The organism is Microbacterium sp. UMB0228 (assembly GCF_002871415.1).
Classification (GTDB): Bacteria; Actinomycetota; Actinomycetes; order Actinomycetales; family Microbacteriaceae; genus Microbacterium.
The window spans coordinates 475,275-501,727 of record NZ_PNFU01000002.1 but is presented as its reverse complement, the minus strand read 5'-3'; the positions used below and the strand labels follow the sequence as shown (position 1 = coordinate 501,727).

Genomic DNA, 26,453 nt, shown 5'->3' with positions numbered 1-26,453 from the left:
CTCAGGTCCGCGGCGGCGGCGCGTCCCAGCCCTGCTGCGGGGTGTCGCAGTCCTCGCGGAACACGTACTGCGACACGAGCTTGCGCTGGCTGCTGGACCAGTCGATCGCCGGGCGGCGCTGCTCGGGCGGCAGGTAGCCGAGCCGGTACACGGCCATGAGCTCGAGATCGTCGGGCACCCGCAGCAGCCGCACGATCTCGTCCCAGCGCCCCGGCACCTCCATTGGGAACGAGATGAACTGGATGCCCATGCCCAGCTCGACCGTGGTCAGCCAGACGTTCTCCATGGCCGCCCCCATGCTGAACACGGAGTAGAACGACGACAGCTGCCCTGGCCGGTACTCGCTGCGGTCGAGCATGACGCCCAGGAGCAGCGGCGATCCGGCGACGAGCTTGCGGTTCTCCGAGCCCAGCGTCTTCGGCACGCCGAACGTGTTCATGAGCGTCTGGCCGCGCTTGGTGAACACCTGGGATGTGAAGGGCCGCAGCGGCGCGGGGAGCTTGTCGAACAGCATGCCGCTGCGCTTCTCCTCCATCTCCTCCTGGCTGAAGCGGAAGTACGGCTTATACCGCTCGAAGAACGTGCCGTTGGACATGGCCTCCGTCATGCTCTCGCCGGAGATGCGCGCGATCTCGTCGATCGTGTCCCTGTTCTCGATCACCACGAAGCGCCAGGGCTGGCTGTTGAGCTGCGAGGGTGCGCGCCCGGCCGCTTCCAGGAGGATGCGCTGGTGCTCCTCGGAGACCGGGTCGGGCAGGAACGCCCCGTTCGTGGTCTTGCGGCGGCGGATGGCGTCGAGCAGTTCCATGCAGTCACTTCCGGTCGGAGGGGAGGCGCGAGACCACGAGGCCCGCGAGGACGAAGGGCGCCGCCGTGAGGGCGACGAGCGGGTGCCGCCGGGTGTGCGTCCCGGCGTAGGGGATCGCGGCCAGGGGGACGGCGGCGGGGAGGAGAGCGAGGGCGGCGCGACGGGTGCGCGGCGTGCGGGTGGCGAGACCCGCGACGACGGCGAGTCCGGTCGTCGCGCAGGTCAGGATGTAGAGGGCGTGGTGCACCCAGCGGAAGCGGCGCGTGTCGATGAGCCGCGCCGCCACCGCGAGTCCGAGGGCGCAATTCGCCGCATAGGCCGTCGCCGCCGCCGCGAAGGCTCCGGACGCGGGGCGGTCGTCGCGTCCCCGCTTCCGTCGCCCCGTCATGGCACGACCCTACGCCCTCCCCTCCTCCCCCGATCCACCCCCTTGCGTGCGAGCCACCCCCTTGAGTACGACCGCAGCGGGGTGGGTCGCACGCAAGGGGGTGGCTCGACGGATCAGAGGGAGGCTTCCGCGTAGATGCGGAGCGCGTCGCGGACGAACTCCGCGCCCTGGGTGCCGCCCGCGGACGTCGCGTAGTTCGCGCCGAAGCGCGGGTCTGCGACGTACATCTCGCCGAGACCGATGACGTAGGCCTTGGCACCCGCGTCGGGTCCCTGCCGGAGCGCGGCGGCGGGAGTGCCCGGGATGCCCGTGAGCCAGGCCACGTGCCGGCGCGCGAGCTCCTGCGCCTCGGCGGACGCGGGATCGATACCGCTCTCCGCCGCGGCGATCCAGTCGTGTCCGAGGTCGGACACACGCTGCTGCCACTCGGCACGCTCGGCGTCGCTCATCCCCCGCCACCAGCGGTCGCTGTCGGCGTAGGCCTTCTTCCCCCAGCGGTCCTCGACCTCCTGCTTGTACTGCGTGTGGTCGAAGCCGTCGAACATGTCCTCTGCCATGAGGTTCTCACCTCCTCTCAATGCCGTGATGGTGGATTCGACCGACGCGATCTGCCGCGCCAGCCTGGCCTGTTCCTCGCGCAGCAGCGCGAGATGCGTCTCGAGCGCCGCCGCCTCCGCCGCCGAGCCGCGGACCTGGGTCCCTGAGCCCCCGCCCGAGGTCCCTGAGCCCCCGCCCTGGGTCCCTGAGCCGCGGACCTGGGTCCCTGAGCCTGTCGAAGGGCCCAGCACCTCCGCGATCTGCGGCAGTCCGAGCCCGAGCTCCCGCAGCAGGAGGATCCGCTGCAACCGCACGAGCGCCGCCGCGTCGTAGTGCCGGTACCCGTTGGCCGCGATGCGCGACGGAGGCAGCAACCCGATGTCGTCGTAATGCCGCAGCGTCCGGCTCGTCGTCCCCGCCAGTCGCGCGATCTCCTGGATCGACCAGTCCTTCTCACTCATCCCGCCTCCTTTCCAGTCGTTCCCCTCCACGATAGAAGTTGCCGTTACGTCAAGGTCAACCCCCTTCGAATCGCTTGATTGGCCCTATTTCCGGCCGAATGGGACCAATCAGGCGATTCGAAGGAAAAGGGGGTGACGGGATCGAGATATATCGTGTTATCGTGACGGCAACACGATATATCGTGAATCCCTCGACACAGGAGAAGCAGACATGACCGAGAAGTGGCTCATCGCCCCCGGCGAGGAACGCGTCATCGACATCGCCTCCGCGACCCGGCTCAAGGTGGGCCTCGTCGGCGGACAGGTCGACGTCATCGCCCACGACGAACCCGGCATCCGGATCGAGGTGCACGGCGTCACCACCAAGGACCTCCGGATCGAGTCCCGCGACGGCGAGGTCGAGATCGACCACCCGCAGCTCGGCTGGGACAACTTCCTCGAGGTGTTCCGGAACTTCGGCTCCGGCGGTCCGCGCGCCGAGGTGAGCGTGGCCGTCCCGCGCAGCATCGCCCTGACCCTCGGCGTCGTGAGCGCCGGCGCCCTCGTGTCGGGCATCCGCAACGACACCCGACTCAACACCGTGTCCGGCGACATCATCGTCGACACCCTCATCGGCGACCTCAGCGTGAACTCGGTCTCCGGCGACGTGCAGATCCGCAACCTCACCGGCTCGCTCAGCGCCAACAGCGTCTCCGGCGACGTGGCCGTCACGGGTGCCATCCGCAAGGCCACGGTCGACATCGTCTCCGGCGCGACGCTGGTGGACGCGGCGGGCGACGTCAACACGATCACCGTGAACTCGGTCTCCGGCGGCACCACGGTGCGGCTCGACGAGTCCCTCGCGGCGAACTACGTCATCCGCTCGCTCAGCGGCCGCCTGCTCATCGACGGCGTCGAGCGCAGCTCGTCCGGCCCGAGCACCTACAACGGCACCACCGGGGAGCTCGCGGGTCGCTTCGTCGACCTCCGCGCCAACTCCGTCTCCGGAGGGGTGACGGTCCTCCGCCGCGCTCCGCAGACCATCGAGAACGATCCGGAGTGGGAAGCATGAGCCCCGCGGTCTTCTCCCACGGCGATCTGCGCCTGTACCTGCTGTCGCTGCTCGCGGAGTCCCCGCAGCACGGCTACGGCATCATCCAGTCCCTCACGGACCGGACCGGCGGCACGTACACCCCGAGCGCCGGCACGATCTACCCGCGCCTGGCCAAGCTCGAGGAGGAGGGGCTGGTCACCAAGACCGTGGACGGACGCACGACGATCTACGCGATCACCGAGGCCGGACGCGCCGAGCTGGCCTCGCGCCAGAGCGACCTCGCCGACATCGAGGCGGGCATCACCGACACCGTCCGCCTCATCGCGAACGAGGTGCGCCAGAGCGTGCAGGAGGCGATGAAGAGTCTTCGCGCCGACCTGGCGACGGCCACCAAGGACGACCGGGCGGCGGCGAAGAACAGGCCGCGCACCGCGGGCGACGATGCACGGCTGACCAGCCGCGAGGAGCTGCACCGCGCCGACGCCGTCGTGAACGCCTTCCGCGCCCGCATCCGCACCGACCTGCGCACCCATGTCGCCAAAGGCGGCGTCCTCCCGTCGTCGGTGGTCACCGAGCTCGAGAACGCGCTGGATCAGGCCGCCCGCAGCGTGACCGTGGCGCTGAGTCAGCCGGACTCCTGAGCCCCTGGCATGACCGCACGAGGCCCCGTCGACATCCGTCGGCGGGGCCTCGTCGTGTGCGGATCACTCCGGCCAGATCTCCTTCTGCTCGTCCGGCACGGACTCCCCCAGGGGGACGACGAGCACGGAGCGGTGCTGGCGATGGGCGAGGCGCGCGGCGACCGAGCCGGTGAAGAACTCCCGGATGGACTCACCGATACCGCGCTTGCGGGTACCGACGACGATGAGCTGCGCGTCGAGCTTGTTCGCGAGCTGCTTGATCGCCAGCGCAGGGTCGCCGACGAGCTGACGTGCCGTCCAGGTGACGCCCTTGCCGTCGAGCATCGTGGCCGCAGCCGCCTCGACCGCCTCGAACTCGGCAGCCCCCGCATCGAAGTTGATGTCGATGGGAGCGGAGTGCACGTAGCCGTCCGGATCCTCGTAGGTGACGAAGCGCGTGATGTCGACGTGGGCGACCACGAGCGGGGCGTTCAGCAGCCGGGCGAAGCGGACGGCCTCATCGAGAACGTGCGGGTCCTGGTCGAGCTGCATCCCGACGATCACGGCCTTCTGCAGAGCGGCGTTCTGCGTGGCCTCATCGGACGGAGTGGAGGTGCTGTCGGTCATGGAGATCGCTCCCTTCGCCGGCCTGGCCGCGGCCAGGGTCTGTTCCCCGCGTGCTATCCTGAATGCTACTCTTACCGGCCTCGAGCCGGTGTCGTGAATGACTCGGGCGCCTGTCTGCCCGCAGCTTAACTCGTGAGGGGGTCTCAGGCATGGGCCGTGGCCGTCAGAAGGCGAAGCACACAAAGATCGCCCGCGAACTCAAGGCGTACAGTCCGTCGGTGAACTACTCGGCGCTGGAGCGCGAGCTCGCGCACTCGAGCGACTCCGACGAAGACGCCTACGTCGACAAGTGGGCCGACGAGTACGCAGACGAAGACGAAGACGAACTAGAGAAGGCGTAGCCCCTCGGTTCGAAACACCCGCACGGCTCGTGCGGGTGTTTCGTCGTACCCGGGCGGCGATCCCCTCAGCGGGAGGGCCGCCGTGTCCCGCCGCGAGCGACCGCGTCCCGACGCCGCCGATCGATGTCAGCGCTCCCTCTAAGCCATCCGAATCCGTCCCCGTCCCGCGATTCCGCGTCTTGTGAGCGCAAACATTTTCTGATTTGATGTGCATGTGATCGACGGCGCACCCTCGCCGCGTCCCCGCTTCGGGCGATCCGCAGGAACATGACCTCAAAGAGGAGAACAGCATGGCACCCACCTCACGCACCCCCCGCGTCGCCGCGGTCGTCGCCCTCGGCGCGGTGTCGGCGTTCGGACTCGCGGCCTGCGCGCCGGCCGCATCCGGGGGCGGCGACGCCGGCGGTGAGCCCGTCACCATCGAGTACATGCACCGCCTGCCCGACGGCGAGGGCATGACCACGGTCGCGGAGATCGTCGACCGCTGGAACGAGGAGAACCCCGACATCCAGGTCAAGGCCACGAAGTTCGACGGCAAGGCCAGCGACATGATCCTCAAGCTCGAGACCGACATCAAGGCCGGGAACGGCCCGTGCCTCGCGCAGACCGGATACTCCGAGGTGCCGCAGCTCTATGTGAAGGGTCTGCTGGAGGACGTCGCGGCGGAGGCCGAGAAGTACGAGGACCACTACTCGGCCGGAGCGTTCAGCGGCATGCGGGTCGGTGACGCCATCGTGGGCCTCCCGCAGGACACCGGGCCTCTCGTCTACTTCTACAACACCGCGGAGTTCGAGGCGCTCGGCCTCGACGCCCCGGCCACGCTCGACGACCTGACCGCCGCCTCCGCCACGGCCGCCGCCGCCGGCAAGTTCGTCACCGCGTTCACTCCGGACGAGGCGCAGAACTGGCTCTCCGGACAGGCCGCGGCCGCCGGCGACACCTGGTTCTCCACCGAGGGCGAGGAGTGGAAGGTGGACGCCGAGGGCGCCGGCTCCGAGCGCGTCGCCGCCTTCTGGCAGGGCCTGCTCGACGGCAAGCAGACACTCGCGACCGAGCGCTGGGGCGAGGGCTTCACGGCGGCGCTGAACGACGGCAGTCTCATCGGCCACGTCGGCGCGGCCTGGGAGGCCGGCTTCCTCCTCGACTCGCTGGACGGCACCCCGGCCGAGGGGCAGTGGCGCGTCGCCCAGCTCCCGGACTTCGGCGCCGGGGCGATGAGCGGCCCCGACGGCGGCTCCGGCGTCTCGGTCATGAAGGGCTGCGAGAACCCCGAGGCTGCCATGGAGTTCAACGACTGGTTCAACACGCAGGTCGACGACCTCGCGTCGCAGGGTCTCGTCGTCGCCGCGAAGGGCGAGGTGGAGACCCCCGAGAAGATGCTGCGGCAGTTCGGTGGCCAGGATGTGCTCGCCGAGCTCGGCACCGCCACCGAGAACCTCAACCCCGACTTCCCCTACGCTCCCGGCTTCTCGACCCTGGCGAACATGAACGAGACGGCCGCCGCGGCCGCCGCCGGCACGGCCTCGGTCGCCGACATCTTCACGACGGCGCAGGATACGGCGGTCGCGTCGCTCAAGGACCTCGGCCTCCCGGTCGCGGAATGACCGGACCGGACGGCATCATCGGATGAACGACGGCGGAGTGCACGGGCGATCGTGCACTCCGCCGTCGTCGTGAGAGCGAGAGGCACATCATGGCCACAGTGACCGAGACGAGGGCAGCGGCGCCGCTCCCTCCCGCGCGCCGCCCCGTCGCCCCGTCGACCAGGCGATCGCGGATCCGAAGGGAGGGGCTGACCGGGTGGCTGTTCATGGCGCCGTTCGCGCTGCTGTTCGCCGTCGTCTTCCTCATCCCGATCATCGTGTCGGTCCGGTCGTCGTTCTTCGCGCAGGTGCCCGCCGGCGGCGGCCTGTACGGCGGCGGCGAGCTCGTCGACACCTTCGTCGGCCTCGACAACTTCGCCGCGGCGGCGACGGACGGCGCCTTCTGGGCCGGCATGGGACGGGTCGTGCTCTACGCGGCGTTCCAGATCCCGGTGATGATCATCGCGGCCCTCGCCCTGGCCCTGCTGCTGGACTCGTTCATCGTGCGCCGCCCCGCCCTGTTCCGCCTCGCCTTCTTCCTCCCCTACGCGGTCCCCGGCATCATCGCGGCGATGATGTGGCTCTACCTCTACACGCCCGAGGTATCGCCCTTCCTGCCCTATCTGCCGGAGGGGACCGACCTCATGTCGCCGCAGACGATCCTCTTCTCGATGGCGAACATGACGACGTGGACCTACACGGGCTACAACATGCTCATCTTCCTGAGCGCCCTGCAGGCCATCCCCCGCGACCTCTACGAGGCCGCCCGCCTGGACGGCGCGACCGGATTCCAGATCGCGACCCGCATCAAGGTGCCGCTCGTGCGCGGTGCCGCGCTGCTGGCCGTGCTGCTGTCGATCATCGGCACGATCCAGCTGTTCAACGAGCCCGTCATCCTGGAAGCCGCGAACTCTTGGATGGGCAAGGACTTCACGCCGATGATGCTCACCTACAACACGATGATGGGCGAGCTGTCGCCGTCGGGCAGCGGTCCGGCGTCGGCGTACTCGCTGCTCATGGCCGGCGTCGCGGGCGTGCTCGCGATCGTGTACGCACTGCTCCAGCGGCGGAAGGGCGACGCATGACCACCACACGACTCGTCACCGTGGCTCCGCCGACGAAGCGGCGCTCCCGGACGCCGCAGGCGGCGGACGCCCCTCCCCCGTCGATCGCCCCCGGCCCCGCCGCGCGCACGTTCGGCATCATCGCCCTCGTCGTCGCCACGCTGTACTTCCTCGTGCCGGTGTTCTGGCTCGTGGTCGCCTCGACGAAGAACAACACCGACCTCACGTCGACGTTCGGCTTCTGGTTCGCCGAGCCGAACCTCGCCGCCAACTACGACAGCCTCATGGGCTGGACGCAGGGGCTGTTCTGGCGCTGGGTCGGCAACTCCCTGTTCTACTCGCTCAGCGCCGGGGTCATCGGCACGCTGTTCGCCGTGATGGCCGGCTACGCGATCGCCAAGTTCGCGTTCCCCGGGAAGAAGCTCGCGGTCGGCATCATCATGGCGGGGCTCCTGCTGCCCGTCGCCCTCCTCACGGTGCCGCTGTACATCGAGTTCCAGGCGCTCGGCCTCACGAACACGGTGTGGGCGATCATCATCCCCTCGGCGGTCTCGCCGTTCGGCGTCTTCCTCGGCATGGTCTACGCGCAGTCGTCGGTGCCGACGGAGCTGCTGGAGGCCGCCCGCATCGACGGCGCCGGTGAGGGCCGGATCTTCTTCACGATCGTGCTGCGGCTGCTCGGCCCCGCGATGGTGACGATCTTCCTGTTCATCTTCGTGGCCACGTGGAACAACTTCCTCCTCCCGCTCATGATGATCTCCAGCCCCGACCTCAAGCCGGTCACCCTCGGCCTCTACGGCATGATGAGCTACTTCTCCCCCGACAAGGGCGCCGTCATGCTCGGGGCCCTGCTTGGCGTGATCCCCCTCATCGCCCTGTTCTTCACGCTGCAGAAGTACTGGCGCTCCGGTCTCGCCGCCGGCGCCGTCAAGGGCTAGGCACCCCGACCGCACACAGACGACGATCACCGCCCGGCGCGCCCCTCGTTCACGGCGGCCACGATGCGCCCCTGCGCTCGCGCGGTGAGCACGGAATACACGCCGGGGTCGAGATCGCGGTTGAGTACGTTCGCATTTACGACTCCTTTCGTGACTACCCCTCGAGTATCGGGGACCGGAGGCACGCTCTCCGGCCCCGGAACCGCGACCCGTGGAGAACCGGCAAACTCCCCGCCGCGTGCAGAAGAGGCCCGGGGCGAACCCCGGGCCTCTCGTGTGCAGAGGGACTCAGCTACGTCGCCGCCGCCAGAGCCCCGCACCGAGGGCGCTCAGCGCGAGAGCCCCGACAGCCACCGTCAGCCAGGTCATCCCCTCGGCGCCGGTCGTGGCCAGCGCCCCACCCGCGGCGGTCGCGGCCGCGGTGACCGCGAGATCCGCACGAGCGAGCTCGGCGCCCGCGGCGTTCGTCGCGACGAGCGCATGGGCACCCGCGGGCGTGGCCGCCGGGATGAGGACGGTCGCGACCGCGCTGCCGTCGGCGGCGATCGTCACCTCGCCCACGCGGACCGGCTCCGAGTGGAGCCAGAGCTGCACGACCGCCTCGGAGTCGAAGCCGCGGAGCTGCACACGGAGGGAGTCTCCTGCCGCCGCGGTGCCGACCGACGGGGTGAGGACCGCTTTCTTCGCCGGCTTCGCCTTCTTGACCTTGAGGGCGGCGCCGGCCACCTCCGCGCCGGAGGCGTCCTTGACGAGGAAGCGGTGCTTCCCGACCGTCGCATCCGCGGGAACGAGCACGCGGGTGGTCAGCGCGCCGTGCGCATCGACCGTCGCGTCCCCGAGCCGCACGCCGTCCAGCCAGAACGAGACGGCAGCGCCGGGTGCGAAGCCCGAGAGCACGGCCTCGACCGTCTCCCCTGCCCGCACGGAATCCGTGCCGAGCGTGAGCACCGGGTCGGTCTCCGGGGCGCAGGCCCCGAGGTCGTCCTCGGGTCGCGTCTCCGGGGCGTGCCCGGCCTGCGGGGCGGTGGTGCCGTACACCGCCATCTCCGCCACGGCCGCGAACGGCGTGCCCGAGATGGACGAGGTCGCCGTCACCCGCACGTATCGCGCGGTCGTCGCGGCGAAGTCGACATCCTGCCACTCCGCGACGTTCTTCCACTCTCCCACCGCCACGTCGGTGAAGGTCTGCCCGTCGGTCGAGACCGCGACCTGGAAGCCCTTGATGGGGCCGTTCTGGTTCGCACCCCGGCGCAGGTAGGAGATGCCGTCGACCGTCTCCGCGGAACCGAGGTCGAACGTGAGCACGTGCGGATACCCGGGGGCGTCGCTGCTCCAGCGGCTGTGCCAGAACGTCCCGGCGTTGCCGTCGAGCATGTTCGCCGCCGTGCCGTCTTCGCCCGCGGTCTCCTCGGAGCTCGCGGTCGCGGTGATCTGCGCGTTCGGGATGCGGGCGCGGGAGGCCACAGCCGCCTCCTGCGCGGTCTGCACGGTCCGCACGTCGCAGTCGACGACGTAGGTGGCCGCGATGCCGATGCTCACCGGAGAGCCCGCGGCCGACGCCGGTGCCGTGAGTAGCCAGTCCGTCGTCACGCTCTCGCCGGGGGCGACCTTCGCGAACAGGTTCGACGACCCGTCTGCGACCTCGACGGTGTAGCCCTCCGGGAGGTCGAGCTGCACGCCGACGTTCTCCGCCAGGATGTCCTCGCTGTTGGTGAAGGTCGTGGTGAACGGGGTCTGCGCCCCGGGGCTCAGGGTCACGGCCTCGCCGGAGACGGTGGCGCACGGCGTGCCGCCCTCGGTCGGACCGAGGTCGGTGACCGTGAAGTCGTCGAGGACGAAGTCGACGTCCGGGCCGCCGACGCGCTCCAGACCGACCCACGTGTAGTCGCCGCACCCCACGATCACGTCCTCCTGGAACGCCGTGGTCTCCAGCGCCTGCACGACGGGGGTGTGACGCAGGGTCGTCGAGGAGATCTCCCCGTCGAGCACGGCGTCGGTGCCGGTCAGCCAGCGGTAGGCCCCGCTCGCGCCGGCCTGGTAGTCGAACCCGATGCGGTAGGTGTGCCCCGCCTGCAGCGGCACCAGCGTGGGGTCGGTCCGATAGACGACGCCGGAGTTCTCGGAGTGGGACATCAGCGAGTGCTCACCGGTGAGGGTGGTGTCCACCGCCAGCCCCGCGAGGGCTCCGCTGTCGAACGGCTTGGCCGTGTTGCGCCAGTCGCTCGTCGTGTACGGGTCGTGCCGCCGCGAGATGCTCGTGCGCGGGTCGTCGATGCCGTTGGCGTCGCCTTTCACGAACGGGCCCCAGCCGGGCTGATTGCCCTCGAAGTCGTTCGAGTACACCGTGCCCGCCGCGGCCGGCGACGTCGTGTCCGCCATCACCCTGGCATTGTCGATCCGCACCGCCGCGTCGCCGGCGACCGCCGAGACCGAGACCGTCACCTCGCCGGAGGTCGGGGCGACGAACGACACCGATCCGCGCTGGTAGTACTGTCCGGCCTTCGAGTCGGCACGCATGTAGTTGTACGTCGGGGACAGGTTCCAGGTGCGGCTCACGACGCCGCCCCCGGTATCGACCGCGACGCTCACGTCGCGCGTGGCCGTCGGATCGATCTGCACCTGCGCGGAGAACGCGTAGCGCTTCCCGGGGGTGAGGCCAGTGACGGTCTGCGAGATCGCGGAGGGGGACGAGCCGAACACCGCGATGTTGTCGCCACGCGAGGCGTTCTTCGCCGCACCGAGGTCCGTGCGCTCGATGGTCACGTCGCCCCGGGGGTTCCACCCGTCGAGCGCGCCGGAGTTGAACCCGGGATCGGTCAGGCCCGCATCGCGGTACTCGATCGCCGCCCGCTGCGCTCCGCCCTGAGGCACGACGACGTAGGCCGTCCCCTTCTCACCGGACAGCGTCAGCTTCCCGTCGACCGCGGTGACGGTGCGCACCTTCTCGCGGCCCTGGTCGCCGAGCGCGAACACGTCGAAGGTCGTGTTCCCGCGGAAGGCGTCCGTGAGACCGAAGGTCTTCTCGCCGCCGGAGGCCGTGAAGAAGTACATCTTGTCCGCGTCGACGGGCGAACCCGACTCGGCGCTCGACTCCAGCGACTGCCACGGCAGCAGGTAGGAGTCGCCCCGCAGGACGGTCGCGCCGTCCATCGTGACGACCCGCGTGCCGCCGTCTATCCGGGCCGCCACGTCGTCGGTGAAGGTCGCCTCGACCCCCGCCTCGTACGTCTGCAGGTCGAAGTGCTGCAGGAACTTCGTCGGCAGGCTCTGCGACCAGATGTTGCCGATGAAGCCGTCCCAGTTGCGGTTGCCCACCCAGCCCTCGGCATCGACGAGACGCTGCTGGCCGAGCAGGACGTCGTCGTTCCAGACGTCCGCCTGCGCGTTCTGGATGAACCGCACCATGGTGGAGTTAATGCCCTTGTTGTCCTTGCCGCCGTAGGCGAGGTCGTTCGGCCAGTGCGACCAGACCGTGCTGTCGACGAACTTGTCGCCCCACTCGGTCGCGACCTCGAGGCCCATGGCGTTCAGCTCGTCCGCGAGCTCCTCGGCCACCCAGCCGTTGGAGTAGTACACGTCGATGTAGACGCCGCTGAGCCCCGGCACCTCGTCCCGCAGCTGCTGGAAGCGGTCGAGCACGCGTCCGGTCCCGAGGTCGGTCTGCTGATTGATGTAGTACGACTGGTCCAGCCAGTTCCAGCCCGGCTTGTAGGGCGGTGTGCCATCGAGGATCGCCGCGTCGAACGCGTCCGCCTGCGGGTAGATCTCCGTGGCGTTGACGTGCACGCTCATGTCGGCGTTGAGCTTCGCCCCCTCGTCGACGAGGCGGTTGAGGTCGGCGAGGCCGCCCGCACGCTCGTTGTAGTTCCCGCCGTAGTCGGTGTTCGCGGAGTCGTGTCCCTCGCTGCCGAAGCCCTTGTTGAGCACCCACTGCCCGAGGCCGTCTGTCTGGTTCGCGATGCGCTTGGTGTTGTCGAGCACGAGGTCGAAGTAGTTCGTGGCGCTCGAGGCGAAGTTGAACGGGATGCGGCTGACCACGCGGTCGGCGACCCGGTCGGCACCGAGGCGCGGGGCGTCGACCTCGCGGTAGCGGATCGCGGCGTCCTGCCAGTCCACGGTCTCGTCGCCGTTGCGGTCGGCGGTGAGGAGCACCGTGACCTTCGGCAGGGCGTAGGTCGTCACCCGGCTGTCGACGGCGGTGGTCGGATGGATGAGCCAGGTGTTCGAGCCGATCTCCGCGGTCCGGCCGTCGGCCGCGGTCACCCGCGTCGTGAGCCGGGTGTTCCACGAGGCGGTGCCGCCGGAGGCCTGCGTCGTCGCGTTCGTGATCACGCTGCCGGCGAGGGTCCCGTCGCCGAGGAACGCGAAGGCCGCGCCCTTCGTCCCGGTGGCCGTCGTCGCTCCCACCGCGATGTGCTCGTCGGCGTTCGTGGTGCTGTTCGGGCTGATGACGGTGCGATCGAGGACGGCGCCGTCCGCGGCCGTCGCGGAGAGGAACGCGTTGTCGGGGAGCGCGAGGGTGTTCACCGCGGCGGAGCCGTCGACTCCGGTGACGGTGAACTCGACAGTGCCGTTCGCCGCGACGCGGATGCTGCTGCGCACCGTGACGTCGATGCCGGTCAGGGTCGAGACGTAGTCGACGCCGCTCGCCGTCGCCGTGGAGGTGGTGGTCGACGCATAGGCGGTGCCGTTGACCGCCCAGGTGCGCGCGGAGCTCTTCTGCCCGCCGAGGCGGTCATCGCCCACGCGGTAGCCGAGGATCTGCGGGAACGCGGAGGAGACGGTGGCGGTGGTGCCGCCCGCGGCGATCTCGACGGTGTCCCCGGCCTCCGGCTGCTCCGGCGTCTCCGGCTCCGTGACGATCGGCGGGAGCTCCTCGTCGGAGAGCACCTGGATCTCACCGGCGCCGCCGCCCGTGGTGCCCTGCGCGTCGAGGACGAGCAGCGCGACGTATCGGCCGTCCTTCGCGGTCTCCAGCGTGATGCGCTGCTTCTCGTCATTCGCGGTGGGTGCGTGCAGTGTCGCGGCCGCGGCGGCGGCGCCCCATCCCCCATCGGCCGGCGAGGTGCGCGCGGCGTCGGCGTCATCCGTGACGTACACCTCGACGGTCTTGGCCGCGACGCTCTGCCCGCGCTTGACCGAGTAGTCCAGCGCCTTCACAGAGAGGGGCCGCTGCAGGTCGAGGGCCATCCAGTGCGGGAAGGGCGCGTTGGACGAGTACCGCGACGTCCACTGCGTCGCATAGTCGCCGTCGAAGGCGCCGAGAGCCGTGCCGTCGAGCGAGGGCGGCGCCGGATACGGATCCGATTCGCTGGACACCGCGTGCAACCGGTACTCCGTCTGCGGGACGGGGAGGAGATCGGCGGCCTGTGCAGCGGTCGCGGGGAGGAGCGCTCCGCCGAGCGCGAGAGCCGTCGCCAGCAGGGAGCTGATGGCGACGGCGGTGCGCGGCGGTCGGGAAGGTGTCGACACGTCTTGCCTCTCGAACGGTGCGACGGCCGGAGGAAAGGACGCCCCGATGCGCCGCAGGTGGATCATCGATCGGAACCGATGTTTGCGCTATCACCGTAGAGCGAGTGTGTGGCTTAAGACAAGAGTTGAACGCGAAGTATGCGCAAACATTGGCCGAAGGTCATCACCCGCGGCCCGTGTGCGGCTCAGGAGCCGATGAACTCCTCGGTCTCCCCGAAGGACGGCGCCTCCCGGATCTCCACCGTCGCCCCGAGGCCGTCGGTGTCGAGCACCACGATCTCGTTGCGCCCGGCACGCCACAGCGGCGCGGGGGCGTAGAGCGTCTCCTGCGGACCCACGCTCCAGTAACGTCCGAGCAGGAATCCGTTCAGCCACACCATGCCCTTGCCGCCGCCGGGGAAGGCGAGCCACGCGTCCAGCGGTTCAGCGACATCGAACCCGGCGACGGCGAGGCCGTCCTTTCCGCCCGACCCGGCGGCGTCCGCCGCCGGTGCCGTCTGCGGCAGGAGGCGATGCGTCCAGCCGTTCACAAGGCGGCGGCCGATCATCACCCCGCGCATGATGCCCTTGCCCTCGCCGGTGTACGGCCCGTAGTTGATGCGTCCGAGGCTCTCGACGACGAGCGTCAGCCGACCGGAGCCGCCGTCCACGGGGAGAGCGAGAGACGTCTCGCCGTCCCGTTCGAGCACACCGAGGCGGCGGTCGTCGAGGAAGACGACCGCGCGATCGTGCAGGCCGTCGATGGTGAGTGTCGCCTCGTCGGGGAACGACACGTCGGCCTCGTAAGCCACGAGGCCGTCCTCCGCCCCGAGCTGCTCGAAGGTCAGCGGGCGTGGCGAGTGCGCGCCCGTGGCAGGGGTCGCCCGGACCACGTCGAGCAGACCCGCCCGCGGCTCCAGAGGCGCGGAGGCGGCGGACTGCCGCCGCGGCTGGTCGGGGACCGGCGGCAGCTCGTCCGCGTGGAAGGGAGCGAAGAGCGCGCGAAGCGCATGGAACTTCTCCCCGAGCGTGCCGTCCTCGCCGATCGGGGCGTCGGAGTCATAGCTGGTCACCGTGGGCTGCAGCACGAGGTCGTGATTCGCGCCGTTCCACAGGCCGAAGTTGGTGCCCCCGTGCGCCATGTAGAGGCTGACCGAGCCGCCCTCGTCGAGGAGCTCGCGGATCGTCCCGCCCATGCTGTCCGCCGACCGCACATGGTGCCGCTCGCCCCAGTGGTCGAACCAGCCGCCCCAGAGCTCGCTGCACATGAGCGCCTCCCCGTGCCGACGCAGCGCGGCCGCCACCGGCACCCCGGTGCCGAACGTGAACGTCGTCATCGCGCCCGGCACGCTCCCGTGCGCGATCATGTCCGGGGTGATCCCGTCGGCCGTCGTCAGCATCTCCACCATGCCCCGTCGCCGGAGCCCGTCACGCAGGTGGGCGAGGTAGGCGGCGTCGCTGCCGAACGATCCGTACTCGTTCTCGATCTGGATCGCCACGATCGGCCCGCCGTACGCCGCCTGCAGGGGCACGAGCCGCGGGAGGAGCGCGTCATACCAGGCGTCGACGGCGGCGAGGAACGCGGGGTCGCTCGTCCGCAGCGCCGCGACCCGCCCGGTGAGCCAGAAGGGCAGACCGCCGTTGGACCACTCCGCGCAGATGTAGGGACTCGGCCGGAGGAACACGTCGAGGCCGACCTCGCCGGCCAGCCGCACGAAGCGCTCGACGTCCTGCCAGCCGTCGAAGCGGATGTCCCCTTCGACCCGCTCGTGGAAGTTCCAGGCGACATAGGTGTCGACCGTGTTCGCGCCCATCGCGGCGAGTCGGCGCAGGCGGTCCTCCCATTGGTCCGGGTGCACGCGGAAATAGTGGATCGAGCCCGACAGGATGCGGTGCGGCGCACCGTCGCGGAGGATCTCCCCGTCGCGCCAGGACAGGGCGGGGGCGCCGGGGGCAGCGGCGTCTGTCGGCGCGGCGACGGCGGTGGAGAAGCCGTCGGAAGCCGCGGCGAGAAGGTCGGACATTGCACTCCCAGCTGAATTGTTTGCGTTCACATTATCGCATCGCCGATGTCCGCGCTCCCTGGTTTTCCGCCGATGGATCGCTACCATTGGGGCATGTCCCCTCGCCGTCCGAAAGACGACCGCGCGCCCAGCCAGGTCGACGTCGCCCGCCTCGCCGGCGTCTCCACCCAGACCGTCTCGCGCGTGATGTCCGGACAGGACAACGTCCGCCCGGAGACCGCACGACGGGTTCTCGCCGCGGTCGAGGAGCTCGGCTACCGGGTGCACGCCGCCGCCGCGTCGCTCGCCTCGGGCCGCACCCGTGTGCTCGGCGTGATCGTGGTCTCGACCGATCGCTACTCCTCCGCCGCGCTCGGCGTCGGCATCCAGCAGGCCGCGGCGGCGAACGGCTACACCGTGACCACGGCGGCGGTGGCCGACCACGCCTCGGACGACGCGTTCCTCGAGGCCTTCGATCGCCTGGAGCGGCAGGGCGCGGAGGGCATCATCCTCGGTGTTCCGATCGCCCTGGACACGCCGGCGCTGCGGACGCGTACCGAACGGACGCCCGCCACCCGGAGTGAGCGCACCTCCCTCGAGCAGGACGCCCCGCTCGCGGTCGACCAGCGCGCGATCGCCCGCCTCGCCGTGGAGCACCTCCTCGACCTCGGCCACGAGACCGTGTGGCACGTCTCCGGCGACGACTACTGGACGGAGACGCAGCAGCGCAGCGAGGCCTGGGAGCAGACGCTCCGCGAGCGCGGCATCGTCCCGCCGCCGGTGATCCCGGCGGACTGGACCCCGGAGTCCGGGTACCGGGCGGGCCGCACGATCGCCGCGATCCCCGAGGCGACCGCGGTCTTCGTCAGCAGCGACGAGATGGCGTTCGGCCTCATCCGCGCCCTGCACGAGGCGGGGCGCAGCGTGCCGGAGGACATCTCCGTCGTGAGCGTCGACGACATCGCCCTCGCCGCCTACGCCTCGCCCGCCCTGACCACCGTCCGTCAGCCGTTCGAGGCCATGGGCCGCGCCGCCGCGCTGCGGCTCATCACCCAGATCGAGGGCCACGACCCGGTCGGGGAGATGCCCTCCACCGACCCGCAGCTCATCGTGCGCTCCTCGACAGCGCCGCCTCGCGTCACGCTCTGACGGCGATCGTCACCAGCGGCCGTGACGCCCCTCCCACTCGTCCTCGATCGTGCGGCGGCGACCGGCGATGATGCCCGCGGGCACCGAGACGACCAGCACCCCCGCCACCACGAGAAGCGGCACCTGCCACCCGCCGCTGGTGTCGTGGAGAAGACCGACGAGGAGCGGGAACACCGCCGCGATCGCGTAGCCGATGCTCTGCACGAAGCCGCTGAGGGCGACCGCGCTCTCCGGCGTACGGGCCCGGATGCTCAGGAGCACGAGGCTCAGCGGGAACATGATCGCGGTGAGCCCGAAGATTGCCACCCACAGCGGCAGCGCGACGGTCGGGAAGAGCAGCAGGCCGGCGAGCCCGACGAGACCGGCCACCACGGCCACGAAGAACAGCGGGCGGGTGGCCTGGAACCGCACGACGAGCACCGGCACGAGCATGGAGCAGGGCAGCCCGACGAGAGCGAACAGCGAGAGCAGGAAGCCGGCGGTCGCCGGGGTCACGCCACCGAGGTCGACGAGGATGGTCGGCAGCCAGGCGAAGGCGACATAGGCCATGGTCGACGACGTGCCGAACACGAGGGCGAGCGCCCACGCCAGCGGCAGCCGCCAGAGCCGGCCGAAGACACGGGGACTCGCCGACTGGGTCGTGATCGGCCCGGTCGAGGCGGCGACCGCGTCGCGCACATCGTCCACGCCGTCGGTGGGGTCGGGGACCAGGAGCTCCGTCGGCACCGGGCGGTCGTCGCCGCGGGAGCGCACCAGCAGCGTGACCCAGGGCACGAGCGCGAGGGCGGCCACCACGCCCCACATGCCCAGCGAGATCCGCCAGCCGAGCGAGTCGGCGACGGGGACGGCGACCAGCGGCGGGAGGAAGGTCGAGACCGCGAGCGTCGTGGAGTACGCGGTCATCATGACGCCGAGCCGGTCGGCGAAGTACTTCTTGACCAGCGGCGGCAGCAGGACGTTTCCCGACCCCACGCCGGCGAACACGACCGCGGTCGCGGCCAGCAGGCTCCAGGAGTCGGGGGCGAGGCCGCGCAGCAGCATGCCCGCCGCCATCAGCACGATGGCTACGACCGCCATCCGCTCCAGCCCGAACCGGCGCTCGAACAGCGGGGTCAGCAGTCCGAACAGCGCGAAGCAGACAGGCGGAGCGGCGCCGATCAGCCCCACGATCACGGGGGCCACCGCGAAGTCCTCGGCGACGTGGTCGAGGACAGGAGAGAGCGAGGCGACCGCCGACCGCAGCGAGAACGCGACCAGCACGATCCCGATCAACGCGAGGGCGCGCCCCTGCCAGAGGGGCCGGCCCTGCGGCGCGCTCAGGGACCCGGACATCAAGAGGTCTGCGACCCCTCCACCCAGGCGAGGTACTCGTCGGTGACGGTGCCGGTGACGTAGCGGCCGTCGAAGCAGCTCATGTCGAGGTCTTCCAGTACGGAACCCTCGGTGATCGCGGCCTTCAGGTCGTCGACCTCCTGGTACACGAGGTGGTCGCAGCCCAGCTCCTCCGCGATCTCGGGGATCGTGCGGCCGTGGGCGATGAGCTCGTGCCGCGAGGGCATGTTGATGCCGTACACGTGCGGGTGCCGGACCGGCGGGGCGGCGGAGGCGAAGGTCACCGAGGCGGCACCGGCATCCCGGGCCATCTGGATGATCTCCTTCGAGGTGGTGCCGCGCACGATGGAGTCGTCGATCAGCAGCACGTTCTTGCCCTGGAACTCCGTCGACATGGCGTTGAGCTTCTGACGGACGCTCTTCTTGCGCACCGCCTGCCCCGGCATGATGAAGGTGCGGCCGACGTAGCGGTTCTTATAGAAGCCCTCGCGGTACTCGATGCCGAGCTTGCGGGCGACCTCCATGGCCGCGGGACGGGACGAGTCGGGGATCGGCATGACCACGTCGATCTTGTCCATCGGCACGTGCTTCGCGATCGTGTCGGCGAGCTTGTCGCCCATCCGCAGGCGGGACTCGTACACCGAGACGCCGTTCATGACGGAGTCGGGACGGGCGAGGTAGACGTACTCGAACGCGCAGGGCGCGAGGTGCGTCTCGGCGGCGCACTGCTTCGTGAACAGTTCGCCGTCGTTCGTGATGAAGACGGCTTCGCCGGGCTCGACCTCGCGCACGACCTCGTAGTCGCCGTTCTCCAGCACGAGGGACTCGCTCGCCACGACCCACTCGTCCCTGCCCTCGGCTCCGGGGACCGTGGAAGGGCGGCGGCCCAGGATCAGCGGACGGATGCCGAACGGATCGCGGAACGCGAGCAGGCCGTAGTTGGCGATGACGGCGATCACCGCGTACGCGCCCTCGATGCGGTCATGCGTGCGGGCGACGGCCTCGAAGATCCGGTCCGGGTCGAGGTCGACCGTGGAGGTCGTGGCCTGCAGCTCGCCGGCGAGCACGTTGAGCAGCAGCTCGGTGTCGCTGGACGAGTTCAGGTGCCGACGGTCGCGCTGCGCCATGTCGGCGGCGAGCTCGCGCGTGTTCGTGAGGTTGCCGTTGTGGATGAGGATGATGCCGTAGGGCGCGTTCACGTAGAACGGCTGCATCTCCTCTTCACTGGACGCGGTGCCCTTGGTGGCGTAGCGGACGTGGCCGAGACCGACGTTGCCCAGCAGTCCGCGCATGTCGCGGGTGCGGAACGCCTCGCGCACCATCCCCTGGGCCTTGGCGTTGTGCATGACGCCGTTCGCCTCTGCGGTGGCGATGCCCGTCGCGTCCTGCCCGCGATGCTGCAGCAGCAGGAGGGCGTCGTAGATGTCCTGATTGACCGGGGCAGAGCCCACCATTCCGACGATGCCGCACATGGGCTCTTACTTCGCTCCGTCCGCGTAGGCGCCGACGAGGCGCACTGCTCCACCATCGACGCCCTTGGCGCCCTGTTCGAATTCGCCGGCCGGACGCGGGCCGAAGCTCACGGTGCCGACCTGCCAGGAGGGCATGCCCTCGGCGTTCAGCGCCGCGATCGCGGCGTCCGTCCTGTCCGCCGCCACCACGGCGAGGAATCCGATGCCGAGGTTCCAGGTGCCCTCGGCGGATTCCAGCGTGGAACCGGCGATGTCGCTCAGCACGCGGAACACCGGGCTCGGCGACCAGGTGCTGCGGTCGACCTCGACCCAGCTTCCCTGGGGGAGCACGCGCGCAAGGTTCGCCGCGATGCCGCCGCCGGTGACGTGACTCAGTGCGTGGACCCCGCCGGAGACTTCGATCAGGCGCAGCAGCGGCAGCGTGTAGAGGCGCGTGGGCTCGAGCAGAGCCTCGCCCCACGTCGAGCCGAAGTCTGCGGCGTTGTCGCCGTAGGAGATCCCGGCTCGGGTGATGATGTGGCGCACGAGCGAGTAGCCGTTGGAGTGCAGGCCGCTGGAGGCGACCGCGATGACCGCATCGCCGTCCTGCACGCGCTCCGCGCCCAGGATGGCGTCGGCCTCGACCACGCCCGTCGCCGCGCCGGCCACGTCGTAGTCGCGCGGGCCCAGGAGACCGGGGTGCTCCGCCGTCTCGCCGCCGACGAGCGCGGTGCCCGTCGCGGCGCACGCCTCGGCGATGCCGCGCACGATGTCCGCGATCCGCTGGGGGACGACCTTGCCGCAGGCGATGTAGTCGGTCATGAACAGCGGCTTCGCGCCCACCACGACGATGTCGTCGACGACCATGCCGACGAGGTCCTGGCCGATCGTGTCGTGCTTGTCGATGGCCTGCGCGATGGCGACCTTGGTGCCGACGCCGTCGGTGCTGGTCGCGAGCAGCGGACGCCGGAAGTCGCGCAGGGCGCTGGCGTCGAACAGACCGGCGAAACCGCCGACACCGCCGAGCACCTCGGGGCCGTGCGTCGCGCGCACGGACGACTTCATCAGTTCGACGGCGAGGTCACCCGCCGCGGTGTCGACGCCGGCTTCGGAATAGGGGTTGGTGGGGGAGGCAGCCACTCGAACAGCCTACCGCCCGCGGGCGCCCCGTCGGCTCGCGGCCCGCTTCGAGCGCGGGGCGTATCGAGCGATACCGAAACGTCCTCATCTGTAGCGTAATGGTCCGCGCATGTGAGAGTCTATCGGCGAATCGGGCGGGCTCGACGACCGGGTGTCCGGAAAGAACAGGAGAGGTGGACTGTGCGCATACAGAAGAAGAGAACGGAGCGACGACGCGGGAGAAGGCGAGGCGTGGCGAGCAGCGCCGTCGCCCTCCTCGCCTTGGTCGGGCTCGCGGTGCCGCCGACGGCGCAGGCGGCGGAGCTGGATGCCATCACGGCGGTGACGGTGGTGGAACCGACAGGTGACATCCACCTGTACGACACCCTCCGACTCGAGGCCACCTGGGCCGTTCCGGACAGCGCGCAACCGGGGGACACCTTCTCGCTCGCCTTTCCCGCGACGCCCCGCTTCGTCGGGGTGGCTGCGACGTTCCCCCTGCGGGACCCCGCCGGCGCGACCGTCGGCACCTGCACCGTCGCGGCGACCGCCATCGCCTGCACGCTGAGCGACTACGTCCTCACGCATGACAACGTCCACGGCACCCTGTTCTTCCAGATGAAGGCGGAGGAGACCACCGAGGAGGACACCGTGACCTTCACCACGGGGGACGGTGGTCCGATCACCGTGGAGATCCCCGGTGGTGGCGTCGGCCCGCAGCGCCCCGAGCCGGTGCCGACGGACGCGACCAAGTCGGGCGTGCAGACAACCGACGGGACGATCGAGTGGTACATCTGGGTCCCCGGACGACTGCTCGGTGGAGAACGCCCGACCCTCACGGACACCGCGACCCCGGGACTGAACCTGCTGCCCGACACCGTGGCGATCGGTTCGGTCGCGACCGACGCGTGGGCGGGAGGCCTGTTCGACCCGGCGGACTTCCACCCGCTCGCGGCGGGGTCGGACTTCGTCCTCACGCCGGGCGACGCCGGCTCGTCGTTCACCGTGGAGCTCACGGCGCCGGCGCAGGCCGACCGCCTGTATCGACTGTCGTATCAGACCGCGCTGCCGGCGGATGCGCACAACGGCCAGGTGTTCGCCAACACCGTCTCCGGATCGAGCGTCACCACCACTACGGCGACCGTGAGCGCGAGCGTGGCGGGCGGCGACGGCGAAGGGGACGGGCGCGGCGGGTTCTCGGTCGCGAAACGGATCGTCGGCGAGGGGGCACCCCTCGTCCCGGCCGATGCGACGTTCGCCGTCGACTACTCCTACCCCACCGCGGACGGTGCGGTGGTCGGCACGCTCATGCTGCCCGCGGACGGCACCGCCCGCCAGGTCACGCAGATCCCGGCGGGCGCGGTTGTGACGCTGTCGGAGCACACCGCGGAGGCCGTGCCCGGTGTCGTGTGGGGACGCCCGCAGTTCCGCGGTGCCGGCGTGACCACGACCGAGGAAGGCGCACGGCTCACGATCGGCGCAGGGTCGGTCGTGGCCGTCGAGCTGACCAACCCGACCACGCTCTCCCCACCCTCCCCGAGCACCCCGCCGACCACCGCGGAGCCGCCATCCCCGTCGGAGCCGACGCCGCCGCCCGCTCCACCCGCAGGGCTGGCCTCGACCGGTGGGGACATCAGCGGCCTCTTCGGGCTCACCGCGGGGGCGGTGCTCGCGCTGGCGACCGGGGTCGTGCTCCGTCGTCGTGCGGGGACACGGCGTGGATAGCTGCTCGCGGGCGCGCGGAGGCACCACCACTCCTTACGGTCCCGAAAGAAGTCCTCCGCCCGCCTTCGCGGCTGCTTAGCGTGGGCGGTCCCGCCTCGCATCGCGTCTCCGGTCCCGATGCGAGGTCCCGGACAGAGAGGACCAGCGATGATCGAACCGATTCCCACCGAGCGACCCGACGAACCGCGTCTGCCTTCGCCCTCCTTCGGCGCGCCGAGCGTCGCGCCGTCGACCTCGATCACGGCGCTGATCCAGGCCCGTGCCGCGGAAGCCCCTGATCGATGCGCGGTGGAGCATCTCACGGCCTCACTCACCTACGGCGAGCTCGACGATGCCTCCTCCCGGCTGGCACAGCACCTCCGGCAGCGCGGGATCGGCCGAGGCGACGTGGTCGGTGTCTTCCTCGAACGCTCGATCGCCATGGTCATCGGCGTCCTCGCGGTGCTCAAGACCGGCGCCGCCTACGCACCGCAGGACGCGCGCATCTCGCCGCGCGCGCAACTGGGCCGGATCGCGGAGCAGGCGAGGATGCGGGTCGTGCTCACCACCGAGCGCTTCGTCGGCACCATGCCGGAAGGCCTGGAGGTGATCCGTGTCGACGAGCCGCGGGAGGCCACGTCGCCTGCCTTCCCCGTGGCGTCCACCCCGTCCGACACCTGCGCCGTCATCTTCACCTCCGGCACCACCGGAGTCCCCAACGGCGTGCAGGTGAGTCACGGCAACCTCGTCAACCTCCTCACCCAGGCTCCCGGAGATCTCGGCATCACCGCAGGCACACGCGTGGGGCAGGTGCTCAACATCGCCTTCGACATGGCCATGTGGGAGATGTTCGGCGCACTCGTGCACGGCGGCACGCTGGTGATCCGCGGGACGGACATCGCCGCCACCGCGGAGCGCGTCGACGTGCTGGTCGCCACGCCCAGCATTCTCGCCACGCTCTCCTCCCATCGGAGCACGGCACACACCGTCGTCGTCGCCGGAGAACGCTGTCCGCAGGCCCTGGCCGACGAGTGGGCTCGAGGGCATCGATTCCTCAACTCGTGCGGTCCCACCGAGATCACGATCATCAACACCCTCGTGGAGCACCACCCTGGCCGCCCGCTCACGATCGGCGCTCCGGTGCCGGGGACCAGCGTGTACGTCCTCGACCCGGACCTTCGGCCGGTGCGGGAGGGCGAGAGCGGCGAGATGTGGGTCGGCGGCGCCGGAGTCACCGCCGGATACATCGGCAACCCGCACCTCACCGAGGAGCGATACCTCCCCGATCCGTTCGCTGCGGACGGCAGCCGGATGTTCCGCACCCGGGATGTGGGGCGCTGGACCCCGCAGGGTGAACTCGAGCATCTCAGCCGCACAGACGATCAGGTGAAGGTGCGGGGATTCCGCGTCGAACTCGACTCCGTCTCCCGTGCTCTGGAATCCGCTCCCGGTTGCAGCGCCGCGGTGACGGTGCGCCGCGACGCCCGCAACCTCGCCGCGGTGATCGTCCCGGCCACCGTCGATCCCGACGCGGCCCGGACGGCCGTCGCGGAGCTGCTTCCCTACTACTGTGTGCCGACGGAGGTCGTGGCGGTGGATCGGCTTCCTCTGACTCCGCGGGGGAAGGTCGATCGTGAGGCCGTGCTGCGCCTTCTCGATGCGGCCGCCGCGAACCCGACGAGGGTGGCCGCATGACCGCATCGACCACCGCGACGCGACTCGACCGCCGCCGTGCTCCCGCCTCGCGGTGGGCACGCCTGCGCCGCTCCCGGTATCTGAAGCCGTACAACCGGCTCGCCGCTCTGGTCGTCGCGGGCAACGCGCTCGCGTTCGCGCTCCTCCCGCAGCCGACACCAGAGCAGGCCTTCACTGCGGCCGGGATCAACGTGTTCGTCGCGGCGCTCGTCCGGCAGCAGTACGTCATCAACCTGCTCTTCCGCATGGCGACCGGGGCACCCCACTCGCTCCCCCTGCGCACCCGGTGGGCGCTCGGGAAGATCTACAGCTTCGGCGGGGTGCACGTCGGAGCAGCGATCGGCGCGACCGCCTGGTACGTCGTGTTCACCGTCGGCACCTTCGCCGCGAGCGCATCCGCGCTGTTCCTGACGACCAGTTCTGTCGCCTCCGTCATCCTTCTGGCGATGCTCGTCACGTCTCTCCCGTCCGCCCGCGCGCGCCACCACGACGCGTTCGAGCTCACTCACCGCTTCGGCGGGTGGATTCTCCTCCTGCTCGTGTGGGTGCAGACCATCGGGATGCTCGCGCAGACCCACCCGACACCGGAGCAGTATCTCGGCTCCGCTCCGATCTGGCTGCTCGCGGCGACGACCGTGAGCATCGCCCTCCCCTGGCTGCGGCTGCGTCGCGTGCCGGTCGAGATCGAGACGCCCTCCGGGCATGTCGCGATCGCCCGCTTCGACTACGGGGTCACGCCGTTCGCCGGATCGTCGACCGCGATCAGCCGCAGCCCGCTCCGGGAATGGCATGCGTTCGCCAACATCCCCGCGCCGGGGCAGTCCGGCTTCCGACTGGCGATCTCCCGCGCGGGCGACTGGACCAGTCGGCTCATCGATGACAAGCCCCGACACCTGTGGGTCAAGGGAATCCCGACCGCGGGAGTGGGCAACATCGACCGTCTCTTCACCAAGGTGGTCTGGGTCGCCACCGGCAGCGGCATCGGACCGTGCCTGCCTCATCTGCTCGCCCGCACCGCGCCCGCACACCTCGTGTGGTCGGCGCGATCACCCGTCGAGACATACGGTCCGTCCCTCGTGACGGAGATCCGCGACGCGGTGCCTGGCGCGCTGATCTGGGACACGCGAGCCGACGGCAAACCGGATCTGCTCGCGCTGGTACGTCAGGCCGTACGGACGAGCGGTGCCGAAGCCGTCATCTGCATCTCCAACGCCACCACCACCTGGTCCCTCGTCGAGGGACTCGAACGAGAGGGTGTCCCCGCCTTCGGAGCGATCTGGGACTCATGAGGACCATGTACGAGACCATCGACATCACCATCGCGAATGCCGTGGCTCAGGTCCGGCTGTGCAGGCCAGAGCAGAGGAACGCACTGTCCGAACTCATGATCACGGAGCTCGCGCATGCTGTCGACCATCTGGCCGGCCTCTCTCTCGCGGGCGTCGTGCTCAGCGGTTCCGGGACGGCTTTCTCCGCCGGTGCCGACCTCCGCGAGCTTCGCGCGGGGCGGGAATCGCTCGACCCCGGCGCCGCAGGGCGGGCCGTCGCGGAGCGGGCGAAGGGGCTGATGACGCTCATCGAGAGCGCCCCCTTCCCGACGATCGCCTGCGTACACGGCGCGGCGATGGGCGGGGGCCTGGAGCTGGCGCTCGCCTGCGACACGATCTTCGCCACCGCCGACTCGCGCTTCGCCCTGCCGGAGCCGACGCTCGGCCTCATTCCGGGGTTCGGCGGTGTGCGCCGACTCCTCGAACGGGTGGGCCCGGCCCTCGCGAGCGAGATGGTGATGACCGGTCGGACACTCGACGGCAGTGAGGCGCTGGCCCACGGGCTCGCGACACGTCTGGTCACGCCGGCGGCACTGCAGCACGAGGCCTGCTCCACTCTCACAGCGGGCAGGCCACGCTCGCGGGCCGCGACGGCACTGGCACGCTCCGCCTTGCGCGCAGCCGTCGCGGAGACCCGCGCCGTAGCTTTCACCGAGGAGACCCGGCTGTACGGCGAAGCGTTCGCGCTCGCCGACAGCAGGGACGGGATCGCGGCGTTCCTCGAGAAGCGCCCGCCGTCGTTCCCACCGACAGCCCGTGAAACGTGAGCAGGGCCCGACTCGCCGCTGCGAGTCGGGCCCTGGCTACGGCACGGCGAAGGA

General features: G+C 70.4%; 20 protein-coding genes. 11 read left to right on the top strand and 9 right to left on the bottom strand.

What is annotated here, in order from left to right:
* Position 1: 1 nt before the first annotated feature.
* The 3 genes from CJ226_RS06500 to CJ226_RS06490 all read right to left on the bottom strand — a co-directional run bounded on the left by CJ226_RS06500 (position 2) and on the right by CJ226_RS06490 (position 2,194).
* Positions 2 to 808, bottom strand: coding sequence for a nitroreductase family protein (locus CJ226_RS06500; protein WP_062637365.1), 807 nt, complete (start codon positions 806 to 808; stop codon positions 2 to 4).
* A gap of 4 nt (positions 809 to 812) precedes the next feature.
* Positions 813 to 1,196 (bottom strand): hypothetical protein, encoded by a 384-nt coding sequence (locus tag CJ226_RS06495; protein ID WP_102208686.1) that lies wholly within the window; start codon positions 1,194 to 1,196, stop codon positions 813 to 815.
* 113 nt (positions 1,197 to 1,309) lie between these two features.
* The gene (locus CJ226_RS06490; RefSeq protein ID WP_102208685.1) at positions 1,310 to 2,194 is read right to left on the bottom strand and encodes a MerR family transcriptional regulator; all 885 of its coding nucleotides are present in this window, start codon (positions 2,192 to 2,194) and stop codon (positions 1,310 to 1,312) included.
* 211 nt (positions 2,195 to 2,405) lie between these two features.
* On the opposite strand from CJ226_RS06490, the gene CJ226_RS06485 reads away from it, so the two are divergent.
* Both CJ226_RS06485 and CJ226_RS06480 read left to right on the top strand, forming a co-directional pair.
* Positions 2,406 to 3,245, top strand: coding sequence for a DUF4097 family beta strand repeat-containing protein (locus tag CJ226_RS06485; RefSeq protein ID WP_025104702.1), 840 nt, complete (start codon positions 2,406 to 2,408; stop codon positions 3,243 to 3,245).
* The gene (locus tag CJ226_RS06480; RefSeq protein ID WP_102208684.1) at positions 3,242 to 3,868 is read left to right on the top strand and encodes a PadR family transcriptional regulator; all 627 of its coding nucleotides are present in this window, start codon (positions 3,242 to 3,244) and stop codon (positions 3,866 to 3,868) included. The genes CJ226_RS06485 and CJ226_RS06480 overlap by 4 nt, the downstream gene beginning before the upstream one ends.
* Positions 3,869 to 3,931: 63 nt before the next feature.
* Here CJ226_RS06480 and CJ226_RS06475 read toward each other — a convergent pair whose 3' ends face one another.
* Positions 3,932 to 4,474: a universal stress protein gene (locus CJ226_RS06475; RefSeq protein WP_025104704.1), complete on the bottom strand. Its 543-nt coding sequence runs from the start codon at positions 4,472 to 4,474 to the stop codon at positions 3,932 to 3,934.
* A 149-nt stretch (positions 4,475 to 4,623) separates the two neighbouring features.
* Between CJ226_RS06475 and CJ226_RS06470 the strand changes: the two genes are divergently transcribed.
* The 4 genes from CJ226_RS06470 to CJ226_RS06455 all read left to right on the top strand — a co-directional run bounded on the left by CJ226_RS06470 (position 4,624) and on the right by CJ226_RS06455 (position 8,400).
* The gene (locus CJ226_RS06470) at positions 4,624 to 4,815 is read left to right on the top strand and encodes a DUF3073 domain-containing protein (protein WP_025104705.1); all 192 of its coding nucleotides are present in this window, start codon (positions 4,624 to 4,626) and stop codon (positions 4,813 to 4,815) included.
* Positions 4,816 to 5,105: 290 nt separating this feature from the next.
* Positions 5,106 to 6,419, top strand: coding sequence for an ABC transporter substrate-binding protein (locus CJ226_RS06465; RefSeq protein WP_062637374.1), 1,314 nt, complete (start codon positions 5,106 to 5,108; stop codon positions 6,417 to 6,419).
* 89 nt (positions 6,420 to 6,508) lie between these two features.
* Positions 6,509 to 7,483: a carbohydrate ABC transporter permease gene (locus tag CJ226_RS06460; RefSeq protein ID WP_102208683.1), complete on the top strand. Its 975-nt coding sequence runs from the start codon at positions 6,509 to 6,511 to the stop codon at positions 7,481 to 7,483.
* Complete coding sequence (locus CJ226_RS06455; RefSeq protein ID WP_102208682.1) at positions 7,480 to 8,400, top strand: carbohydrate ABC transporter permease; 921 nt, start codon at positions 7,480 to 7,482, stop codon at positions 8,398 to 8,400. Before CJ226_RS06460 ends, CJ226_RS06455 begins: the two co-directional genes overlap by 4 nt.
* 288 nt (positions 8,401 to 8,688) lie before the next feature.
* Here the strand turns inward: CJ226_RS06455 and CJ226_RS06450 are convergent, their stop codons facing one another.
* Both CJ226_RS06450 and CJ226_RS06445 read right to left on the bottom strand, forming a co-directional pair.
* Positions 8,689 to 13,872 (bottom strand): endo-alpha-N-acetylgalactosaminidase family protein, encoded by a 5,184-nt coding sequence (locus CJ226_RS06450; protein WP_102208768.1) that lies wholly within the window; start codon positions 13,870 to 13,872, stop codon positions 8,689 to 8,691.
* 185 nt (positions 13,873 to 14,057) lie between these two features.
* A complete protein-coding gene (locus CJ226_RS06445; RefSeq protein ID WP_102208681.1) occupies positions 14,058 to 15,875 on the bottom strand; it encodes a beta-galactosidase family protein in 1,818 nt (605 codons plus the stop codon).
* A gap of 93 nt (positions 15,876 to 15,968) precedes the next feature.
* Here CJ226_RS06445 and CJ226_RS06440 point away from each other — a divergent pair, with 93 nt between their 5' ends.
* Positions 15,969 to 17,003, top strand: coding sequence for a LacI family DNA-binding transcriptional regulator (locus CJ226_RS06440; RefSeq protein WP_102208680.1), 1,035 nt, complete (start codon positions 15,969 to 15,971; stop codon positions 17,001 to 17,003).
* A 9-nt stretch (positions 17,004 to 17,012) separates the two neighbouring features.
* Here CJ226_RS06440 and CJ226_RS06435 read toward each other — a convergent pair whose 3' ends face one another.
* The 3 genes from CJ226_RS06435 to purM are packed head-to-tail and all read right to left on the bottom strand — an operon-like array spanning position 17,013 to position 20,926.
* Complete coding sequence (locus tag CJ226_RS06435) at positions 17,013 to 18,335, bottom strand: CynX/NimT family MFS transporter (RefSeq protein WP_062637380.1); 1,323 nt, start codon at positions 18,333 to 18,335, stop codon at positions 17,013 to 17,015.
* Positions 18,335 to 19,807: an amidophosphoribosyltransferase gene (gene purF / locus CJ226_RS06430; RefSeq protein ID WP_102208679.1), complete on the bottom strand. Its 1,473-nt coding sequence runs from the start codon at positions 19,805 to 19,807 to the stop codon at positions 18,335 to 18,337. The genes CJ226_RS06435 and purF overlap by 1 nt, the downstream gene beginning before the upstream one ends.
* 6 nt (positions 19,808 to 19,813) lie before the next feature.
* Complete coding sequence (purM, locus tag CJ226_RS06425) at positions 19,814 to 20,926, bottom strand: phosphoribosylformylglycinamidine cyclo-ligase (RefSeq protein ID WP_102208678.1); 1,113 nt, start codon at positions 20,924 to 20,926, stop codon at positions 19,814 to 19,816.
* 231 nt (positions 20,927 to 21,157) lie between these two features.
* Between purM and CJ226_RS06420 the strand changes: the two genes are divergently transcribed.
* From CJ226_RS06420 to CJ226_RS06405, 4 genes are all read left to right on the top strand, one after another.
* Complete coding sequence (locus tag CJ226_RS06420; protein WP_102208677.1) at positions 21,158 to 22,630, top strand: DUF5979 domain-containing protein; 1,473 nt, start codon at positions 21,158 to 21,160, stop codon at positions 22,628 to 22,630.
* Positions 22,631 to 22,777: 147 nt separating this feature from the next.
* The gene (locus CJ226_RS06415; RefSeq protein ID WP_180964548.1) at positions 22,778 to 24,304 is read left to right on the top strand and encodes an amino acid adenylation domain-containing protein; all 1,527 of its coding nucleotides are present in this window, start codon (positions 22,778 to 22,780) and stop codon (positions 24,302 to 24,304) included.
* A complete protein-coding gene (locus CJ226_RS06410; protein WP_062637389.1) occupies positions 24,301 to 25,593 on the top strand; it encodes a ferredoxin reductase family protein in 1,293 nt (430 codons plus the stop codon). Before CJ226_RS06415 ends, CJ226_RS06410 begins: the two co-directional genes overlap by 4 nt.
* A 5-nt stretch (positions 25,594 to 25,598) precedes the next feature.
* Positions 25,599 to 26,399 (top strand): enoyl-CoA hydratase/isomerase family protein, encoded by an 801-nt coding sequence (locus tag CJ226_RS06405; protein ID WP_180964547.1) that lies wholly within the window; start codon positions 25,599 to 25,601, stop codon positions 26,397 to 26,399.
* Positions 26,400 to 26,453: the final 54 nt, after the last annotated feature.

What these genes read in the sequence shown, in the direction of transcription:
- CJ226_RS06500 (WP_062637365.1), bottom strand. Translation starts at nt 808, where the DNA reads ATGGAACTGCTCGACGCCATCCGCCGCCGCAAGACCACGAACGGGGCG.
- CJ226_RS06495 (WP_102208686.1), bottom strand. Translation starts at nt 1,196, where the DNA reads ATGACGGGGCGACGGAAGCGGGGACGCGACGACCGCCCCGCGTCCGGA.
- CJ226_RS06490 (WP_102208685.1), bottom strand. Translation starts at nt 2,194, where the DNA reads ATGAGTGAGAAGGACTGGTCGATCCAGGAGATCGCGCGACTGGCGGGG.
- CJ226_RS06485 (WP_025104702.1), top strand. Translation starts at nt 2,406, where the DNA reads ATGACCGAGAAGTGGCTCATCGCCCCCGGCGAGGAACGCGTCATCGAC.
- CJ226_RS06480 (WP_102208684.1), top strand. Translation starts at nt 3,242, where the DNA reads ATGAGCCCCGCGGTCTTCTCCCACGGCGATCTGCGCCTGTACCTGCTG.
- CJ226_RS06475 (WP_025104704.1), bottom strand. Translation starts at nt 4,474, where the DNA reads ATGACCGACAGCACCTCCACTCCGTCCGATGAGGCCACGCAGAACGCC.
- CJ226_RS06470 (WP_025104705.1), top strand. Translation starts at nt 4,624, where the DNA reads ATGGGCCGTGGCCGTCAGAAGGCGAAGCACACAAAGATCGCCCGCGAA.
- CJ226_RS06465 (WP_062637374.1), top strand. Translation starts at nt 5,106, where the DNA reads ATGGCACCCACCTCACGCACCCCCCGCGTCGCCGCGGTCGTCGCCCTC.
- CJ226_RS06460 (WP_102208683.1), top strand. Translation starts at nt 6,509, where the DNA reads ATGGCCACAGTGACCGAGACGAGGGCAGCGGCGCCGCTCCCTCCCGCG.
- CJ226_RS06455 (WP_102208682.1), top strand. Translation starts at nt 7,480, where the DNA reads ATGACCACCACACGACTCGTCACCGTGGCTCCGCCGACGAAGCGGCGC.
- CJ226_RS06445 (WP_102208681.1), bottom strand. Translation starts at nt 15,875, where the DNA reads ATGTCCGACCTTCTCGCCGCGGCTTCCGACGGCTTCTCCACCGCCGTC.
- CJ226_RS06440 (WP_102208680.1), top strand. Translation starts at nt 15,969, where the DNA reads ATGTCCCCTCGCCGTCCGAAAGACGACCGCGCGCCCAGCCAGGTCGAC.
- CJ226_RS06435 (WP_062637380.1), bottom strand. Translation starts at nt 18,335, where the DNA reads ATGTCCGGGTCCCTGAGCGCGCCGCAGGGCCGGCCCCTCTGGCAGGGG.
- purF (WP_102208679.1), bottom strand. Translation starts at nt 19,807, where the DNA reads ATGTGCGGCATCGTCGGAATGGTGGGCTCTGCCCCGGTCAATCAGGAC.
- CJ226_RS06415 (WP_180964548.1), top strand. Translation starts at nt 22,778, where the DNA reads ATGATCGAACCGATTCCCACCGAGCGACCCGACGAACCGCGTCTGCCT.
- CJ226_RS06410 (WP_062637389.1), top strand. Translation starts at nt 24,301, where the DNA reads ATGACCGCATCGACCACCGCGACGCGACTCGACCGCCGCCGTGCTCCC.
- CJ226_RS06405 (WP_180964547.1), top strand. Translation starts at nt 25,599, where the DNA reads ATGTACGAGACCATCGACATCACCATCGCGAATGCCGTGGCTCAGGTC.